At 67.2% G+C, this 16516-nt stretch carries 18 protein-coding genes and 1 riboswitch; of the genes, 4 read left to right on the top strand and 14 right to left on the bottom strand.

Annotation, left to right across the window (positions count from 1 at the left end; translation table 11 throughout):
* The 10 genes from M2428_RS21575 to M2428_RS21620 form a co-directional block, all read right to left on the bottom strand.
* A complete protein-coding gene (locus M2428_RS21575; RefSeq protein WP_277528016.1) occupies window positions 1-294 on the bottom strand; it encodes a DUF503 domain-containing protein in 294 nt (97 codons plus the stop codon).
* A gap of 95 nt (window positions 295-389) precedes the next feature.
* Window positions 390-707: a putative quinol monooxygenase gene (locus M2428_RS21580; protein WP_277528017.1), complete on the bottom strand. Its 318-nt coding sequence runs from the start codon at window positions 705-707 to the stop codon at window positions 390-392.
* A gap of 50 nt (window positions 708-757) precedes the next feature.
* Window positions 758-1360, bottom strand: coding sequence for a hypothetical protein (locus M2428_RS21585; protein WP_277528018.1), 603 nt, complete (start codon window positions 1358-1360; stop codon window positions 758-760).
* 14 nt (window positions 1361-1374) lie between these two features.
* Entirely contained in the window at window positions 1375-1944 is a 570-nt protein-coding gene (locus M2428_RS21590) for a DUF1990 domain-containing protein (protein WP_277528019.1), read from the bottom strand.
* On the bottom strand, window positions 1941-2351 hold the full coding sequence (locus tag M2428_RS21595) for an MmcQ/YjbR family DNA-binding protein (protein ID WP_277528020.1): 411 nt from the start codon (window positions 2349-2351) through the stop codon (window positions 1941-1943). The genes M2428_RS21590 and M2428_RS21595 overlap by 4 nt, the downstream gene beginning before the upstream one ends.
* 24 nt (window positions 2352-2375) lie before the next feature.
* A complete protein-coding gene (locus M2428_RS21600; RefSeq protein ID WP_277528021.1) occupies window positions 2376-3602 on the bottom strand; it encodes an acyl-CoA dehydrogenase family protein in 1227 nt (408 codons plus the stop codon).
* Window positions 3599-5044, bottom strand: a complete 1446-nt coding sequence (locus M2428_RS21605) for an NtaA/DmoA family FMN-dependent monooxygenase (RefSeq protein WP_277528022.1) — start codon at window positions 5042-5044, stop codon at window positions 3599-3601. The genes M2428_RS21600 and M2428_RS21605 overlap by 4 nt, the downstream gene beginning before the upstream one ends.
* Window positions 5045-5105: 61 nt before the next feature.
* Window positions 5106-5492: a hypothetical protein gene (locus M2428_RS21610; protein WP_277528023.1), complete on the bottom strand. Its 387-nt coding sequence runs from the start codon at window positions 5490-5492 to the stop codon at window positions 5106-5108.
* On the bottom strand, window positions 5468-6463 hold the full coding sequence (locus M2428_RS21615; RefSeq protein WP_277528024.1) for an MFS transporter: 996 nt from the start codon (window positions 6461-6463) through the stop codon (window positions 5468-5470). Before M2428_RS21615 ends, M2428_RS21610 begins: the two co-directional genes overlap by 25 nt.
* Window positions 6464-6549: 86 nt before the next feature.
* A riboswitch (SAM riboswitch) is annotated at window positions 6550-6639 on the bottom strand.
* Window positions 6640-6736: 97 nt separating this feature from the next.
* Window positions 6737-7162, bottom strand: a complete 426-nt coding sequence (locus M2428_RS21620; RefSeq protein WP_277528025.1) for a CoA-binding protein — start codon at window positions 7160-7162, stop codon at window positions 6737-6739.
* Window positions 7163-7466: 304 nt separating this feature from the next.
* On the opposite strand from M2428_RS21620, the gene acs reads away from it, so the two are divergent.
* The 4 genes from acs to M2428_RS21640 are packed head-to-tail and all read left to right on the top strand — an operon-like array spanning window position 7467 to window position 12713.
* Window positions 7467-9665 (top strand): acetate--CoA ligase, encoded by a 2199-nt coding sequence (gene acs / locus M2428_RS21625; RefSeq protein WP_277528026.1) that lies wholly within the window; start codon window positions 7467-7469, stop codon window positions 9663-9665.
* The gene (gene sfnG, locus M2428_RS21630) at window positions 9662-10855 is read left to right on the top strand and encodes a dimethylsulfone monooxygenase SfnG (protein ID WP_277528027.1); all 1194 of its coding nucleotides are present in this window, start codon (window positions 9662-9664) and stop codon (window positions 10853-10855) included. Before acs ends, sfnG begins: the two co-directional genes overlap by 4 nt.
* A complete protein-coding gene (locus tag M2428_RS21635) occupies window positions 10855-12219 on the top strand; it encodes an O-acetylhomoserine aminocarboxypropyltransferase/cysteine synthase family protein (RefSeq protein WP_277528028.1) in 1365 nt (454 codons plus the stop codon). The genes sfnG and M2428_RS21635 overlap by 1 nt, the downstream gene beginning before the upstream one ends.
* Complete coding sequence (locus M2428_RS21640) at window positions 12216-12713, top strand: CoA-binding protein (RefSeq protein WP_277528029.1); 498 nt, start codon at window positions 12216-12218, stop codon at window positions 12711-12713. The genes M2428_RS21635 and M2428_RS21640 overlap by 4 nt, the downstream gene beginning before the upstream one ends.
* 114 nt (window positions 12714-12827) lie before the next feature.
* On the opposite strand, the gene M2428_RS21645 is transcribed toward M2428_RS21640, so the two are convergent.
* The 4 genes from M2428_RS21645 to M2428_RS21660 form a co-directional block, all read right to left on the bottom strand.
* Window positions 12828-13598, bottom strand: coding sequence for a hypothetical protein (locus M2428_RS21645; RefSeq protein ID WP_277528030.1), 771 nt, complete (start codon window positions 13596-13598; stop codon window positions 12828-12830).
* Window positions 13595-14143, bottom strand: a complete 549-nt coding sequence (locus M2428_RS21650) for an RNA polymerase sigma factor (RefSeq protein ID WP_277528031.1) — start codon at window positions 14141-14143, stop codon at window positions 13595-13597. The genes M2428_RS21645 and M2428_RS21650 overlap by 4 nt, the downstream gene beginning before the upstream one ends.
* 130 nt (window positions 14144-14273) lie before the next feature.
* The gene (locus tag M2428_RS21655; protein ID WP_277528032.1) at window positions 14274-14789 is read right to left on the bottom strand and encodes a hypothetical protein; all 516 of its coding nucleotides are present in this window, start codon (window positions 14787-14789) and stop codon (window positions 14274-14276) included.
* Window positions 14790-15160: 371 nt separating this feature from the next.
* The gene (locus tag M2428_RS21660) at window positions 15161-16171 is read right to left on the bottom strand and encodes a 1-aminocyclopropane-1-carboxylate deaminase (RefSeq protein WP_277528033.1); all 1011 of its coding nucleotides are present in this window, start codon (window positions 16169-16171) and stop codon (window positions 15161-15163) included.
* Window positions 16172-16516: the final 345 nt, after the last annotated feature.

The following is a 16516-nucleotide window of genomic DNA, read 5'->3' on the forward strand; positions in this document are numbered from 1 at the left end:
TCAGTCGTCGCTGCGGAGCTCCCGCTGCCGGGCGCTGAGGAGTTCGAGTTCGGGCCGGGCTGCCACGAAGCGTTCGACGGCGGTGAGCACGTCCACGAGGTGTGCCCGGTCGGCTGCCACCAGGCCGGCGCCCAACTGCGTGCGCCTGTACTGTTCGTGATCCCCGACCTCGGCCACAGAGACGTCAAAGCGCCGCTTCAGCTCCGCCAGCAGCGGCCGCACCACGGAGCGCTTCTCCTTGAGGCTGTGAACGTCGCCCAGAAGGATGTCGAATTCGATCCATCCGATCCACATGCCCTAAGCCTATCCAGTGCTCCGTAACCGCCGTTTTGAGCCCTCAAAAGGGCGGCTAAGGAGCAATCGACGGGGTGGGACGGGGTGGGACGGGGTTAGATGGTGAGTTCGCCCATCCGGTCCCAGCCGTCGCCGTCGAGCTGGCGGCTGATGATCCGGGGCGTTTCGGCCAGCGCCTGCGGCATGTCCGCCATGGCCTGCTTGAAGTGGGCGCTGTTGACGTGGTCTCCGGCGGCGTCGTCCTTGAAGGCCTCAACGAGGACGAATTCATTGGGGTCCTCCACGCTGCGGGACCAGTCGAACCACAGGTTCCCGGGCTCCTTACGGGTGGCCTGGGTGAATTCGTCCACGAGTCCCAGCCAGCGCTCGGACCAGTCCGGCTTGACCTTGAATTTGACGACGATGAAGATCACGGGCGGTTGCCTTTCATTCGGATTTCCGGAGGTTCCATTCTTGCAGGCGGTCAGCAGGCCTTGATGGCCTCGCGGGCCAGTTCCTGCTGCCGGGGAGTGCCGATCCGGTCGGCCCACTGTTCGGCGAGCTGGAACTCCACCATGGCCTCGGTGCAGCGGCCGGCGTCGTGCAGCGTCCAGCCGAGGTTGTTGTGCAACGAGATCATCCACCGTTTGGTGCGCTCATCGTGGACCGTGGAGGCATACTCCAGGGCGCTCCTGGTCCAGGTCTCGGCGTGGGCGGAGTCGGCAATGGCGAGCATGTGCAGCGCGTCCACGGCCAGGAATTCCTCGACCAGATAGTCTGCCAGTTCGGCCGCCTGCTCAAAGAGCGGCACGGCCATCTCGGGGTGGCCGCTGGAATTGAGCACCCGGCCGCGTTCCAGCAGCACCCGGACGGCCACGGTGGGCTCGTCGGCATCGACCGAATCCAGCAACGCGTCGGCTTCCTCGTAGCGGCCCTGCAGCCCGATGGCCCGGCCCAGCTGGGTGGTGAGTTCGGCGCGTTCGTCGGCGTCGTAGCTTTCATCTGCGGCGGCCGCCCGGAAACTGGCTTCCGATCCGGCGGGGTCGTCGAAGTTCCACAATTGGTCAAGGGTTTTCTGTTCCAGCATCCACCTGCTCCTGCTCAGCTTTCACCTGCGGCCAGTTCGTGTGCACTCCCAATGTATCGGGAAGTGACATGCCTTTGTGCGCGTCCCGCGAGGGCACTGCCGGCCGCGTAGAACCAGTTGGACGGCCTGCTGAAGGCCGTGATTTTAAGGACCACGCGCCTCGCGGCGTCGATCTCCACTTCGAAGGCTTCCTCGCCCCGCACGGGATGACCCGGCAGTGTGCCGTACCCGAACCCGGCCCGTTGCGGCCCGCCGCCGGGCACCGGCCGGCGCACCCACACCACCTCGCAGGGCGCGTTGATCCGGAAGGGCCCGACGCCGAATCCGCTCACCACGCGCGCGCCGGGCACGACGGCGTCGGAGTCGGTGCGGACGCGCAGCCCTGAGCGTTTCTGCAGCTGCCAGGAAAGAATTCCCTGGGCCACCCTCCGGTACAGGGCCAGGCCGTCGCCGAGGTAAGCCTGGGACACCAGGCAGGGAAAGCCTTCCGGTGCCTGCCCGTGCTCGGTGGAGCCAATGCCCGGATAGTTCAGCGCGGCCCGCGCGCCGGGCGCGATGCGGCCGACGCGAGGTTCGCCGCTCATGTGCCCTCGCCCCTGGCGAGTCCGGCCCAGCCCAGCTGCTCACGCTGCTTTCGACTCAGCGATGCCACCACGAGGTCGTAGGAATCCTCCACCATGTCCCGGATCATGTCGTCCGGCAGCGATCCGTCCAGCCGGACCCCGTTCCAGTGCGTCTTGTTCATATGCCAGGCGCCGGTGATTTCCGGATGGATGGCCCGCAGCTGTTCGGCCAGGGCCGGCTCGCATTTGAGGCTCACGGACCAGTCCGCCGCGTCCATGGCGGACAACGCAAACATCTTGGCGTCCTGCCGCGCGCCGCCCGCCACGGCAGCCCGCACCTTGAAGACGGATGTCTCCGGACCGAACGGAAAGTCCTCAAAGGCGCCGGGGAAGCTCAGGCAGATCCCGCGGAGGGTGGCAACGTCCATGACACGAGCCTATCCGGCTGCGGCCTACCCGGCTGTGCGGGCATCGCCGATGCTGTGCAGCCCTTCCGGGGTGGTGCCGTTGACTTCGTAGTCGCCCACGGTGCGGGCCTTGAACACGGCCGGGTTGTGGGTGGCCACGGTCCGGGCGTTGCGCCAGTGCCGGTCCAGCGACTTGGACTGCGACGTGGCGGATGCCCCCGTCACGTGGAAGAGCTGCTGGGCCGCGGACTGGACGAGCTCGGGCACCAGCAGCTGGGCCTTTTCCACCGCGATTTCGCCGCGGACGTAGCGCTGGTCCGGGGTGAGGTTCAGGTCCGGGTCCGCGCCGGCGTCGAGCTCCCGGGCGGCGGCCAGCACCACGGACTCCGCCGCGAAGACCTTGGCGGAGAGCTGGCCCACGAGCTGCAGGATCAGCGGGTCGCTGCGGAACAGCTCGCCGGAACCGGTGTTGAACGTGCGTTTGCGGTCGCGGACCAGTACCCGGGCGTCGGCCAGCGCGGCCCGGCCGATTCCCGCCAGGACGGCGAGCAGGACCAGCTGGAAGAAAGCCGGCTCGTGCGTGGTGGATTCCGAGCGCCTGATGATGTTGGCGTCCGGAACAACGGCGTCGCGGAAGATCGTGGTGCCGGTGCCGGTCAGCTGCTGGCCAAAGCCGTCCCAGTCGTCGAGGATCTCGACCCCCGGCTGGGTGGTGTTGACCACGGCGTACTGGCGGCCCTCCACGCCCTCGGTGCTGGCCATGACGGCAATCCACTCGGCGAAGATGGTGCCGGTGGTGTAATACTTCCTGCCGTTGAGCAGCCAGTCCCCGCCGTGGCGCGTCAGCTTGGTTCCGGTGGTTCCGAGGACGTTTCCGGACTTCTCCGTGGCGGCGTTTCCAAAGATCTCGCCCGCCACCACCTTCGGGTACCAGCGGTTCCGGAACGCAACGGATTCCAGGCCGACCGTTTCCACGAAGGCGAAGTGCGAGCGGTAGAGGTGGGCCACGGAGGAATCCGCCTCGGCGAGTTCGATGAGCAGCCGGAAGAAGGGCTCAAAGCCGATTCCGTCGCCGCCGTGTTCCACAGGCACCCGCAGCCGGCCGAAGCCTTCCTCGTTCAGCCAGCGGACCTGCTCGAAGGGCAGGACCCGGTCCTGCTCGCGGGCCAGCGCCCCCTCGGCGATCCGGGCAAACACGGGCCGGAAACGCTCCGCCAGCTTCTCGTAGGCGGCGTAGGCCGAGATGTCAGCGGTCTTCAGTGCCTCGCTCATCGAGCGTCCTCCAAAACGTTCTGTGCCTGCTCGGCCGTTGCCGAGTTGGCGGTGAAGGCGCCGCGGTAGCTGCGGGCCGGGTGCCGGTCATTGAGCCCGGCGCCGTTCCCTCCGGCGCCGAACAGCTTTTCTCGCAGAGTGCCTTCCGCGTAGTCCTGCTGGGCCAGGCCGCGGCGGCGCAGCTCGGGCAGCACGTGTTCGATGAAGTCGGTGTACGAATCCGGAATCAGCTGGTTGATGATGTTGATGCCGTCCACGCCGGCGTCCTGCCACTCCTCGAGGCGGTCCACGATCTGTTCCGGGGTCCCCAGGACGCGGTGGGCACGGCTGCGGAAATTGGCCACATCACGCAGGGTCGGGTTGCCGCCGGGCACCGATCTGCGCAGGCTGTCCAGGTGCCCCTGGGTGCCTTCGGTGTGGAACTCGCCAAGCGGGGTATCGAGATCCAGGCCGCCGAGGTCCACGCCGGCTCCGCCGCCGATGTGGGCGATCAGCGCCCCGGAGTCCAGGTACTCGTCCAGCTCCGCGGCCTTGCGGGCGGCTTCCGCCTCGGTGCTTGCGACGATGAAGTGGAGCCCCTGGAAGAACTTCACGTCCTCGGCGAGCCGCCCGGCGGCGACGGCCTGCTGCCGCACGGACGCGGTGTATTCGGCTGCTGCGGCCGGGTTCGGGGACAGCATGAAGGTGGCCTCGGCGTGGGCGGCGCAGAACTGCTGCCCGCGGCCGGAGCTGCCGGCCTGGAACAGCACGGGTGTGCGCTGCGGCGAGGGAGCGGACAGGTGCGGCCCGTCGATGGAGTACCGGTCGCCGCGGTGGTAGATCTTGTGGACCTTGTCCGGATCCGCGTGGATGCCGTTCGCCTTGTCCTGGACCAGCGCACCGTCGTCCCACGACCCTTCCCACAGTTTGTAGGCGGCCGCCACGTATTCGTCCGCCCAGGCGTAGCGGTCATCGTGGGCGACCAGGCCGTCGCCGAAGTTCCGGTGGGCGTTCTCCGCCGCGCTGGTCACGATGTTCCATGCCGCACGCCCCTGGGAGAGGTGGTCCAGGGTTGAGATCTGGCGGGCGAACTGGAAGGGGTGGCTTTGGACCACCGATGACGTCGCCGCCAGACCGATGTTGCGCGTCGTGGCGGCGAGCGCACCGAGGAGGATCAGCGGGTCGTTGGCAGGCACCTGCATGCCGCGCCGCACGTGCGGGGCCCAGCCGCCGTCGTCGTTCCCGTACAGGCCCACCACGTCGGCGAAGAACATCACATCGAACTTGGCGTCCTCCAGCTGCCGGGCCAGGCTGGTCCACAGCTCCAGCTCATTGAAGCGGTGCTGCTGCGCCGCCGGGTGCCGCCATTGGCCGCCCATGATGTGGCTTGTGGTGTTCATAACGAAGGCGCTCAGCAGCAGCCTGGGCCGTCCGTCAGGGTGTGCAGTGTCAGCGGTGGCCATGGGGCCCCTTTCCTTGCAATGTGAAAATCATGGCAATGCGAAATTCATGAAAAACGTGTGGTCAGCGCGCGACGGCGGGTTCCCGGCTTTCAGCGGCCGCTTCGGCACGTGCTTCACCCGGCAGTTCGGTTTCGCCGAGGGCGCGGTCCTTCGTCTCCGGTGACTTGAGGGTGGCCACGATGGTGATGGCCGAGACGGCGAGGAAGTAGACGACCACCCAGACCGGATTTCCGCCGCCGGCGGCCAACAGGGCCGTGGCGACCAGCGGTGCCAGCCCGCCGCCGAGCACCGAACCGATCTGGTAGCCGATGGACACCCCGCTGAAGCGGACACGTGTGCTGAAGAGTTCCGAGAAGAACGCCGCCTGCGGGCCGTACATCGCGTCATGCCCGATGTTGAGGCCGGCCACGACGCCGAGGATGATCAGCAGGATGTTGCCCGTGTCCAACAGCCAGAAGAACGGAATGATGGCTGCAGCGCTGGCCCGCCGAAGAGATAGACCGATCGGCGGCCGAACCGGTCAGACAACGCGCCCCAGACCGGCACGGTGACAAGGCCCAGCGCCGACGCGATCAGGACTGCCGTCAGCCCGGTATTGCGGTCGGTGCCGGACACTTGGGTCAGGTACGTCAGGATGAAAACGGTATAGACGTAGTAGAAGGCGTTCTGGGCAATGCGGAGGCCCGTGGTCAGCAGGATCTCGCGTGGGTGTGTCTTCAAACTCTCCAGCACCGGGCGGCCCGCAACAGTCTGGACGGACTGAACGTGCTTGAACTCCGGGCTGTCCTCGACGGAAAGGCGGATGGCCAGGCCCACGGCCACCAGGACCAGGCTCGCAACGAAGGGCACGCGCCAGCCCCATGCCAGGAACTGCTCATCGCTCAGCGAGTTCTCCAGCACCAGCAGGACGCCGGTGGCCAGGAGCATGCCGGAGGTTGGGCCCAGTTGCGTGGCGCTGGAAGTCAGCCCGCGTTTTTTGGGGGCCGCGTGTTCCACGGTCATGAGGGCGGCACCGGCCCACTCGGCCCCGTATCCGATGCCCTGGATCACGCGCAGGAGGAGCAGCAGGGCCGGCGCCACCCAGCTGATCTGGGCGTAGGTGGGCAGGAGCCCGATTGCGGTGGTGGCCAGTCCGGTCAAGAGCAGCGAGGCCACGAGGACAGATTTCCGGCCGATCCTGTCGCCGTAGTGGCCGCCCAGCACACCGCCGATGGGCCGGGCAACAAACCCGACGGCGTAGGTGGCGAACGCGGCAATCGTGCCCACGAGGGGGTCGGCCGGGGCGAAGAAGAGGGGGCCGAATACGGTCGCCGCGGCGAGGCCGTACAGGACGAAGTCGTAGCCCTCAATGGTGGTGCCGATGAAGCTGGCAACGGCCACCTTCCCGGTCATTTTCTGCGGGCGTGTTTCAGTACTCATATGCGGTCTCCTGGCGTATGCCGGGAAAGCGCTGCCTCCGGGATTCAGGCTGCCAGGGCCGGAAATCCGAGCGGAAGACGGCGCCTTCTCCATCGGTCCTGGCGGTAGCACCGTCCTCATCGAGGGGGTTGCTGCGGCGTCACGGAGCCAGATCTCTCAGCCGCTCGGGATGGTTATGAATCCATCTCACACGGCAAGGTGGCGGATACGGAAAAAGCCGGTCACATTTTGTAACCGACTCTTCCAAACCTGTTGATCGTGTTTCCTGGGCCGCTAGAGGCCAACGCGCCACCCTTCGCGGGCGGGGCACTCGTTCACGACGACGTCCAGCCCGGCGGCCTTGGCGCGCTCCACCGCGGCGTCATCGAAGACGCCCAGTTGCAGCCAGACGGCCTTGGCGCCCACGGCGATGGCCTCGTCTATGACGGCCCCCACCTTCTGGGAGTTGACGAAGCAGTCCACGACGTCGATCGGGTGTTTCGCCGCGGGGATCTCCGCCAGGGAGCGGTACCCCTTCTCGCCGTGGACGTCGTCTCCGGGCAGGTTGACCGGAATGATTTCCATGCCCATCCGGTCACGTACATACAGGGAGACCTCGTACGCCGAGCGCCACTGGTTGGTGGTCAGGCCGACCACCGCCCACGTGCCTTTGGTTCGCATGAGGCGGTCAATGACTGCCGGATCGTTAACGTGGGCCATGCATCAACCATACTCCTGCAACCTTTCCGGGCAATCGTCGAATAAATGACTGATTCCAACCGTCCGCGCACCGCCGTGAACGAATATTACAGCGCCGAAGGCGCGGATTTTGTGGAATCCTGCACTTCGGTTCTAGTAGGTAGTGACCATCCCGAGCGGCCGAGAGACCTGGATCGATGAAGCCGCAGCAACCCCCGGTGACGTGAGACGACCATTCCCACGGAACTGTTCCGCTCTCTTTCGATGCAATTCGAGGGAACTGGAGGAACCAGGGTGCTACTGCCAGGACCGATGGAGTGCCGCAATGACCCCTGAGAATTCTTCCGCCCTGCCCACCTTTGCCCGGACCGTGTCCGAGGCATCCCCACAAACCACTTCGGACGCGACGGCGAACGAAGCAGGGCTGCGTGACGCGCCCGGCTCCTCTCGCGGCTCTTCGGGATGGTCCCTGACCGAGCCCACGGACGGCGCAGTGCACGGCGCCCCCACCGACGGACCGGCGCGTCACCGCAGCACCACCCCCCGGCACAGCGGCACAGCCACCGCAGGGACCCTCCAGGCAGAGACGGTTGCGTTCTGGGAAACCCAGGCCCTCCGCCTCGACTGGGCGGACTTGCCCGCCGGCTCCACGGACGGCGGCAAGCCCTGGCACTCCGCGCACCGCCGCGTCCCGGCCGACGTCGAGGCTGGCACCGGCCCGCAGATCACCTGGTTCGAAGGCGGCAGGCTCAATGTCGCCTACAACTGCGTCGACCGCCATGTAGCGGCGGGACGCGGGGACAAAGTGGCCCTGCACTTCGAGGGCGAGCCCGGTGACCGCCGTGCCGTGACCTACGCCGAACTCCAGCGCGAGGTGTCCAGGGCCGCCAATGCCCTCCTGGACCTGGGCATCACCAAGGGTGACCGCGTGGTCATCTACCTCCCGGTCATCCCCGAAACCGTGATCATCACCCTCGCCGTGGCCCGCATCGGCGCCATCCATTCCCTGGTCTTCGGCGGTTTCTCCGCCGAGGCTTTGAAGTTCCGGGTGGAGGATACCGGCGCCAAGCTCCTGGTCACCACCGACGGCCAGTTCCGCCGCGGCACCGCCGTGCCGGTCAAGGACAACGCGGATGCCGCCGTCTCCGGCGACAACGCGATCGAGCACGTCCTGGTGGTCAACCGGACCACTCCGGCGGATGAGCTCGGGACCGTCCCGATGACCGCGGGCCGCGATGTGTGGTGGCACGACGCCGTCGGGACCGCCTCCGACGTCCACGAAGCCGAGGCGTTCGACGCCGAGACGCCGCTGTTCATCATGTACACCTCCGGCACCACCGGCAAGCCCAAGGGCCTGGTCCACACTTCCGGCGGCTACCTCACGCAGGCGTCCTGGAGCTTCGAGCACCTGTTCAGCAACCCCGACCCCGCGCTGCGGGACCAAGACGTGCACTGGTGCACGGCCGACCTCGCCTGGGTCACCGCGCACACCTACGAGCTCTACGGCCCGCTCTCCAACGGCGCCACGCAGGTCATTTTCGAGGGCACACCCAACACCCCGCACCCGGGCCGGCACTTTGAGATCATCGAACGCTACCGGGTCACGCAGTACTACACCGCGCCCACCCTGGTCCGCTCCCTCATGGGCTGGTTCCCGGACGGCGTCCCGGACACGTACAACCTCTCCTCCATCCGTCTCCTCGGCACGGTGGGCGAGGCCATCAACCCCGAGGCCTGGCGCTGGTTCCGGACCAACATCGGCGCCGGCACCGCCCCGGTGGTGGACACCTGGTGGCAGTCCGAAACCGGCGCCACCATCCTCTCCCCCGCCCCGACGGACGCCGCGTTCAAGCCAGGCTGCGCGGCCCGCCCGCTGCCCGGCGTCAGCACGCGCATCGTGGACGACGCCGGCAATACGGTTCCGCCGGGCGTCCAGGGTTTCATCGTGGTGGACTCCCCCGGACCGGCGATCGCCCGGACGGTCTGGGGGGACCCGCGCCGCTACTTCGATTCGTACTGGCGCCAATACGCCGAACAGGGCTGGTTCCTCGCCGGTGACGGCGCCAAGTACGACGACGACGGCGACATCTGGATCCTCGGGCGGGTGGATGACACCCTCAACGTCTCGGGACACCTGCTCTCCACCATTGAGATCGAGTCGGCGCTCGTCTCCCACCCGGACGTGGTGGAGGCCGGCGTCTGCCCGGTCGCGGACCCCAAGACCGGCCACGCGATCGTCGCGTTCGTGGTGCTGAAGGATTCGGCGGCCACCGAGGACATCGCGTCCGAGCTGAAGGCCCACGTCGCGAAGGCGATCGGGCCGATCGCGAAGCCGCGGGACGTCGTCGTCGTTCCCGATGTGCCCAAGACCCGCAGCGGCAAGATCATGCGCCGGCTGCTGACCCAGCTGTTCGAAAGAACCACGCTCGGGGACACCACGTCGCTTCAGAACGAACCATCCATCGCGGACATCCAGGATGTGCTGCGCACCCGAAATACCCCGGAAGTAAAGGACCACTCATGAGTGAAATCAGCAACGTCGCCCGACTTTCCGAACCGCTCAAGTTCGCCTACTGGGTTCCCAATGTCTCCGGCGGCCTGGTGGTCTCCACCATCGAACAGCGCACCGGCTGGGACTTCGAGTACAACAAGAAGCTGGCCAGGATCGCGGAAAACTCCGGCTTCGAATACGCCCTGACCCAAACCCGCTACGCCGCCTCCTACGGCGCAGACAAGCAGCACGAGGCCACCTCGTTCAGTCTGGCGCTGCTGGCCGCCACCGAGCGCCTCAAGGTGATCTCCGCCGTCCACCCCGGCATGTGGCACCCCGGTGTGCTGGCGAAGTTCATCATCACCGCGGACCATATCTCCAACGGCCGCGCCGCCGTGAACATCGTCTCGGGCTGGCTCAAGGCGGAGTTTGAGAACTTCGGCCTCGAATGGCTCGAGCATGACGAGCGCTATGTCCGCACCGAGGAATTCATCAAGGTTCTCCGCGGGCTCTGGACCGAGCAGGAATACAGCCAGTCCGGCAAGTACTACAACATCACCGACTTCACCCTGAACCCGGCACCGGTGGACGTGCCGGGCCGGGCACACCCGGAGATCTTCTTCGGCGGCAACTCCACGGCCGCGCAGGCCACGGCCGGCCGGGTGGCCGACTGGTACTTCTCCAACGGCAAGGACCTCGAGGGGTTCAAGGAGAACATCGCCGGCGTTGTCGCCGCGTCCGGGGCTGCCGGTCGCGGGAGCGAGAGTTCACTGCCCTCCCCCAGGTTTGGCCTCAACGGCTTCGTGATCGCCCGCGATTCCGAAAAGGAAGCCCGCGACACCCTCCGCGAGATCGTCGAGAAGGCGCACAAGCCCGCCGTCGAGGGGTTCCGCGCCGCCGTGCAGGAGGCCGGAGCGTCCACCAAGGACGGCAAGGGCATGTGGGCCGACTCCAGCTTCGAGGACCTGGTCCAGTACAACGACGGCTTCAAGACCCAGCTGATCGGCACCCCGGAGCAGATCGCCGAACGGATCGTGGCGTACAAGAAGATCGGCGTGAACCTGTTCCTCACCGGCTACCTGCACTTCCAGGAGGAAGTCGCCGCGTTCGGTCAGGACATCCTGCCGATCGTCCGCGAACTCGAGGCGGACCTGGCACGCAAGAACGGCGTCGAGCTGGACCTCTCCCAGACCCCAGTGGCAAACGTTGAGGTGGCCGCGTAATGGCTGACCGCAAGTTCGGTTTCCGCACCCGCGCGCTGCACGCCGGAGGCACCCCCGACGCCGAGCACGGCGCCCGTGCCGTGCCGATCTACCAGACCACCTCCTTCGTGTTCAAGGACACCCAGGACGCCGCGAACCTCTTCGCGCTGCAGAAATACGGCAACATCTACTCCCGGATCGGCAACCCCACCGTGGCCGCGTTCGAGGAGCGCATCGCCTCCCTGGAGGGCGGCATCGGCGCCGTGGCGACGTCCTCGGGCATGGCGGCGGAGTTCATCACCTTCGCCGCGCTGACTCAGGCCGGGGACCACATCGTCGCCGCGTCCCAGCTCTACGGCGGCACGGTGACCCAGCTGGACGTCACGCTGCGCCGCTTCGGCGTGGACACCACGTTCGTCCCAGGCACCGACCCGGCGGACTACGCCGCCGCGGTCCGGGAAAACACCAAAGCGATCTTCGTCGAGGTGGTGGCCAACCCGTCCTCGGAGGTCCAGGACCTTGAGGGGCTCGCGCAGGTGGCGCACGACGCCGGCGTCCCGCTCGTCGTCGACGCCACGTTGAGCACGCCGTACCTCGTGCGGCCGATCGAGCACGGGGCGGACATCGTGATCCACTCCGCCACCAAGTTCCTCGGCGGCCACGGCACTACCTTGGGCGGCGTGATCGTGGAAAGCGGCCGCTTCGACTGGGGCAACGGAAACTTCCCCACGATGACCGAGCCGGTGGCGTCCTACGGGAACGTGTCCTGGTGGGGCAACTTCGGCGAGTACGGGTTCCTGACCAAGCTGCGCTGCGAACAGCTGCGCGACATCGGCCCGGCACTGTCCCCGCAGTCAGCCTTCCAGCTGCTGCAGGGCGTGGAAACGCTCCCCCAGCGCCTCGACGAGCACCTGAAGAACGCGCAGGCCGTGGCCGAGTGGCTCGAGGCGGACGAGCGCGTGGCCTACGTGAACTTCTCCGGCCTGCCCTCACACCCGCACTTCGAGCGGGCCAAGAAGTACCTGCCGCTGGGCCCCGGCTCGGTCTTCTCCTTCGGCGTCAAGGGCGGCCGCGCCGCGGGCCAGAAGTTCATTGAGGCCCTGCAGCTGGCCTCGCACCTGGCCAATGTGGGCGACTCCCGGACCCTGGTCATCCACCCCGGGTCCACCACCCACCAGCAGCTCAGCCCCGAACAGCTCGAGTCCGCCGGTGTCCCCGAGGACCTCGTCCGGATCTCGATCGGGCTCGAAGACATCGACGACATCCTCTGGGACCTGGACCAGGCGCTCGACGCCGCGTCCCAGCACGCCGTGGAACCGCTCGCGGACGCACTGCCTGCCGAAGCGGCTGAAGCCGCAGCCTGCACGATCGGAGCGAACGCATGAGCACGGAAGAAGCCAGGACCTGGACCGGCCCGTCGGCGCCGGAGCGGCTGAACCTGCTGCGGCAGGCGAAGTCGATCGCGATTGTGGGCGCCTCGGACAAGCCGTCGCGCGCGAGCTATTTCGTGGCCACCTACCTGCAGTCCTCCACCCGGTACAAGGTCTACTTCGTGAACCCGGTGGTGAAGGAAATTCTGGGGCAGCCGACGTACGCGTCACTGGCGGAGCTGCCGGAAAGCCCGGACATTGTGGACGTGTTCCGCAAGCACGGTGACCTGCCGGGTGTCCTGGACGAGGCCATCGCCGTCGGCGCCAAAACCCTCTGGCTGCAATTGGGCTCGTGGCATGAGGACGTGGCCAAGGAGGCCGAAGCTGCCGGCCTCGACGTCGTGATGGACCGCTGCGTGAAGATTGAGCATGCCCGGTTCCACGGCGGCCTGCACCTGGCCGGCTTCGACACCGGCGTCATCTCCTCCAAAAGGCAGGTCCTGGCCTAACACCAGCCGGGCTGACAGCAGCCGCCGCCACCCCACCCGTTGCGCTATCACTTAGGGTCGTTCCCAGCGCTCAGAACAGCCAAAAGTGATAGCGCAACTGGGTTAAAAGGCGGTTTAGGGCTGGCCGGGGGCCTTGGTCGGAACGACGCCGGGCAGGGTTGGGATGATGCTGCCCGGGACGCGGGGCAGGTCCTTGTCTCCGTTTCTCCCGCCGCCCGGAAGGCCGGGCGATTCAGGCCTCTTGCCGGGTGTCGGCAGGATACCGCCGCGGCCGACGGCGGGCGGCGTGTGTCCGGTCTCCGTGGAGCCCGGGGTGCCTGAGCTGTTTGGCGTTCCCTCGTCGGTAGATGCAGCCCCGGGCGTGCCGGGACCGGACGTACGTGCTGGCGCGGGAAGGGCCGGGACCGAGGACGGCGACGTCGACGGCTGGACATGCTCAGGGGCCGGTGTACCGGGCCCCGCGGGCTGGAAGATGACGTCGACGGTCTCGCTGACGCTGTGCCGGAAGTCCTCGCTGGATGCCGCCACGGCACCGGCACCAAGGGTCATGGCACCGACGACAGCGCCACCGACGATTGCCAGCCGGCGCTTCCGGCGGCGGCACTCGGCGAGGCTCGCGACCCTGGTCGGCAGCGATTCATCGGCGGCATACTTCGCGGACGCGACCGTGGGCAGCGCCGTCGTCGTGGCTAGGACAGGGGCTGGACCGACCGCCCCGGCGGCGAGTAGTGCCGCGAGGTCGGCGCGGGGGGCGGGAGCCGCGTCCGGGACCACGGCACGGAGCTGTTCGAGCGCGCTCCGGAGCTCGGTCGCGGCTGCGAGGCCGGAGTCGCTCAGCATCGCCTGGATGCTGCCATCCTGCTGGGGTTCGCGGGTGCCGGTCATGATGCTGCGTGGTCCTTTTCGGTTACGAGTTCGCGCAGGGCACTGAGCCCGCGGCGCTGAAGCTGCTTGATGGCACCCGGCGTCTTGTCCATGATGCCGGCCACCTGTTCGATGGAAAGGTCCGCGACGATCCGCAGGACCAGGACTTCCCGTTGCTCCTCGTTGAGCCTCGCGAGAGTGTCCGAGATACCGCCCAGGGATCCGAGCACCTCGTCCTCGGCCGATGCCGAGTAGCGCGCGTCGTTCAAGGGATCGTATTCGGCCAGGCGCGGGGTGCGCTCTGCCCGCCGCCTGTAGTCGACCAGCCGGGCGTGGGCGACGGAGAAAATGAACGTCCGCAAACCCGTGTGGCCGCCGCTGACGCCGGCCAGTTTCGGCAGGACGTCCACGAACACGTCTTGGGTCAGGGCCTCGGCGTCGTCCACGCCCCGGGCCCGGAAGTAGCCCAGCACGGCCGGGGAAATGACCGCGTACACCGCGCTGAAACCAGAAGGGTCACCAGCTAAAGCGGCTGACAATTCGTCGTCGCTTAGCTGCTGTGCCAAGAAGCTGTCCTTCCGTTACTGCTGGGGTGCGGCCCCCGCAAGTCTAGCGGCCGCACCCCGGAGCCCTTCAAAGTGAGGGCTCCCTCCTTGCTGTCAGACCCGTGCCGGGTCCAAGCTATACAGCTGGATATTACTTGTCGTGCTGGGGCATCTCGACGGACGGTGCGGCCGGGGTTGCCGGAACAGCCGGCGTTGCCGGAACGCCATTGGCACCCGGGACGGCCGGGGTCGCCGGAACTGCAGCCTTGACGTTGGCGTTGGCGCGTGCCTCGCCGGCAGCACCCTTGACGCTGGCGTCGCCCTTGACGGTGGCGCCGTCCTGGTCCGCGTCAACGGAGCCTTCGACTGAGCCCTCGGTGCCCTCAACGTCGGCGTCGGCGTCGGCGTCGGTGTGGCCTTTGGCCGTGCCATCAGTCGACGGTGCCGCCGGAACTGCGGGGACGGCCGGGACGGCGGGCTTTGCCGGGAGCGTAGGCGTGGCCGGAACGGCAGGGGTGGCCGGGGTGGCGGGCGTAGCGTGATTCACTTCAGCCTGCTCGGTGCTGGACATCTGGGCCGCGTTGGCCAGTCCGATGCCGGAGAAACCTCCGACCGCCAGGATGGCGGCGCCGACAGCAATCTTGGTCGTCTTGCTAACACTCTTCATAACAGCAGTACATCCTTTGTTTTTTTGGGGGAAGGCGGGCTAAGGCCTCATGGGGCAGTCGACAGCCCGCTCTCGCCATGGAAGGCTGGCCGGCGCCCGATGGGGGCGGGCGCCGGCAAGCGCTTACGGTAAAGGGCCGACCGGAGACCAGATAGGGGGAAGGCGCCGGTCGGCGCTTACGGTGGAAGGCCAGCCGGTGTCTGGTGGGGGGTCCGAACTCCGGCGGCGCTTACAAAGAGGTAATCGCTGGGCGGGCCCGAAAGGTTACGCACCAATCGGAAATTTCTTGATTTCTTTTTTTCCGGCGCTGGCGGGGCTTAACGACGACGGCGGGTCCCCTGCCAGGAAGCCCGCCGCCGTGGTGCGCCGTGTCAGGACCGGAAGAGCCCGCTGTAGGCGTTGAGGGCGATCTGGCCACCCAGGTGGGCGTAAAGAACGTTGCTGCCGGCCGGAATCTCCCGGCTTTTCACGAGGTCGATCAGCCCGGCCAGGGACTTGCCCTCGTAGACGGGGTCGGTGATCATCGCCTCGAGCGAGGCGCCCAGTCGGATGGCTTCCAGGGTGGAGTCGACGGGAATTCCATAGCGGTCCCCGGCCCAGCCCTCCATGACGTTGATTTCGTCGTCACGGAGTTCCCGGCCCAGGCCGATCAGCTCGGCGGTGTTCCGGGCAATGCGTTCAACCTGGCCGCGGGTCTTCGCCAGGGTCGCGGAAGCATCGATGCCGATAACCCGGCGTGGTTTGTCCTGGCCGGCAAAACCCGCGATCATCCCTGCGTGGGTAGAGCCCGTGACGGTGCAGACGATGATCGTGTCGAAGAAGATGCCGAGCTCGCGCTCCTGCTCTTCCACCTCATAGGCCCAGTTGGCGAAGCCCAGCCCGCCCAGCCTGTGGTCGGACGCGCCGGCCGGGATCGGGTACGGCTTCCCGCCGGCGGCTTTGACCTCCTCGATCGCGTTTTCCCAGCTGCTGCGGATGCCGATGTCAAAGCCCGCACTCTCCAGCCGGACGTCGGCGCCCATGATGCGCGAGAGCAGGATGTTGCCCACACGGTCGGACAGCGGATCCGGCCAGTCGACCCAGTTTTCCTGAACCAGGCGGGCCTTGAGGCCGAGTTTCGCGGCCACCGCCGCAACCTGGCGGGTGTGGTTGGACTGGTAGCCGCCAATCGAGACGAGGGTGTCCGCGCCCTGCGCCAGGGCATCCGGAACGAAGTATTCGAGCTTGCGCGTCTTGTTCCCGCCAAAGGCGAGGCCGCTGTTGACGTCCTCCCGTTTCGCCCAGATCTGCGCCCCGCCCAGATGCGCGCTGAGCCGCGGCAGCGGGTGGATCGGACTCGGTCCAAACATCAGGGGGTAGCGCTCAAAATCGGTGATGGCCATCGTCGGTCCTTCGCTCGCGGTGGGAAACGGCTGGGTGAACAGCAAATACGCAATACACAAATATGCAATACATTGCATGGTCGGATACCGGCAGGCGTCAACCCTCAGCCCGGAGCAGGGGGCCTGGGCGACGCCGAGGCAGCCGCCAGGGCGTGCCGGGAGAACTTGGTCTCCCCGCGGTTCACGTCCGCAGAGTAGACCCGGCTTAGCAGTAGGACCTGCTTAACTGCGACGGCGGCGGGCCGCCCTTGGCGGTTTCAAGGGGTCGTTGCAACACCGCTGGTGGCTAGGTGGTCATTAGTAGATCACGCAGACGCTCGGCTGGGGTATCCCAGTCGAGCGTTT

Origin of the sequence: Arthrobacter sp. ES3-54 (genome assembly GCF_029504395.1) — a bacterium.
Lineage (GTDB): Bacteria > Actinomycetota > Actinomycetes > Actinomycetales > Micrococcaceae > Arthrobacter.

Excerpts from the sequence above, each read along its gene's own strand:
- M2428_RS21655 (WP_277528032.1), bottom strand. The coding sequence starts at position 14,789 with ATGAAGAGTGTTAGCAAGACGACCAAGATTGCTGTCGGCGCCGCCATC.
- M2428_RS21615 (WP_277528024.1), bottom strand. The coding sequence starts at position 6,463 with ATGAGTACTGAAACACGCCCGCAGAAAATGACCGGGAAGGTGGCCGTT.
- acs (WP_277528026.1), top strand. The coding sequence starts at position 7,467 with ATGACCCCTGAGAATTCTTCCGCCCTGCCCACCTTTGCCCGGACCGTG.
- M2428_RS21635 (WP_277528028.1), top strand. The coding sequence starts at position 10,855 with ATGGCTGACCGCAAGTTCGGTTTCCGCACCCGCGCGCTGCACGCCGGA.
- M2428_RS21575 (WP_277528016.1), bottom strand. The coding sequence starts at position 294 with ATGTGGATCGGATGGATCGAATTCGACATCCTTCTGGGCGACGTTCAC.
- M2428_RS21640 (WP_277528029.1), top strand. The coding sequence starts at position 12,216 with ATGAGCACGGAAGAAGCCAGGACCTGGACCGGCCCGTCGGCGCCGGAG.
- M2428_RS21645 (WP_277528030.1), bottom strand. The coding sequence starts at position 13,598 with ATGACCGGCACCCGCGAACCCCAGCAGGATGGCAGCATCCAGGCGATG.
- M2428_RS21605 (WP_277528022.1), bottom strand. The coding sequence starts at position 5,044 with ATGGCCACCGCTGACACTGCACACCCTGACGGACGGCCCAGGCTGCTG.
- M2428_RS21600 (WP_277528021.1), bottom strand. The coding sequence starts at position 3,602 with ATGAGCGAGGCACTGAAGACCGCTGACATCTCGGCCTACGCCGCCTAC.
- M2428_RS21585 (WP_277528018.1), bottom strand. The coding sequence starts at position 1,360 with ATGCTGGAACAGAAAACCCTTGACCAATTGTGGAACTTCGACGACCCC.
- sfnG (WP_277528027.1), top strand. The coding sequence starts at position 9,662 with ATGAGTGAAATCAGCAACGTCGCCCGACTTTCCGAACCGCTCAAGTTC.
- M2428_RS21590 (WP_277528019.1), bottom strand. The coding sequence starts at position 1,944 with ATGAGCGGCGAACCTCGCGTCGGCCGCATCGCGCCCGGCGCGCGGGCC.
- M2428_RS21595 (WP_277528020.1), bottom strand. The coding sequence starts at position 2,351 with ATGGACGTTGCCACCCTCCGCGGGATCTGCCTGAGCTTCCCCGGCGCC.
- M2428_RS21620 (WP_277528025.1), bottom strand. The coding sequence starts at position 7,162 with ATGGCCCACGTTAACGATCCGGCAGTCATTGACCGCCTCATGCGAACC.
- M2428_RS21660 (WP_277528033.1), bottom strand. The coding sequence starts at position 16,171 with ATGGCCATCACCGATTTTGAGCGCTACCCCCTGATGTTTGGACCGAGT.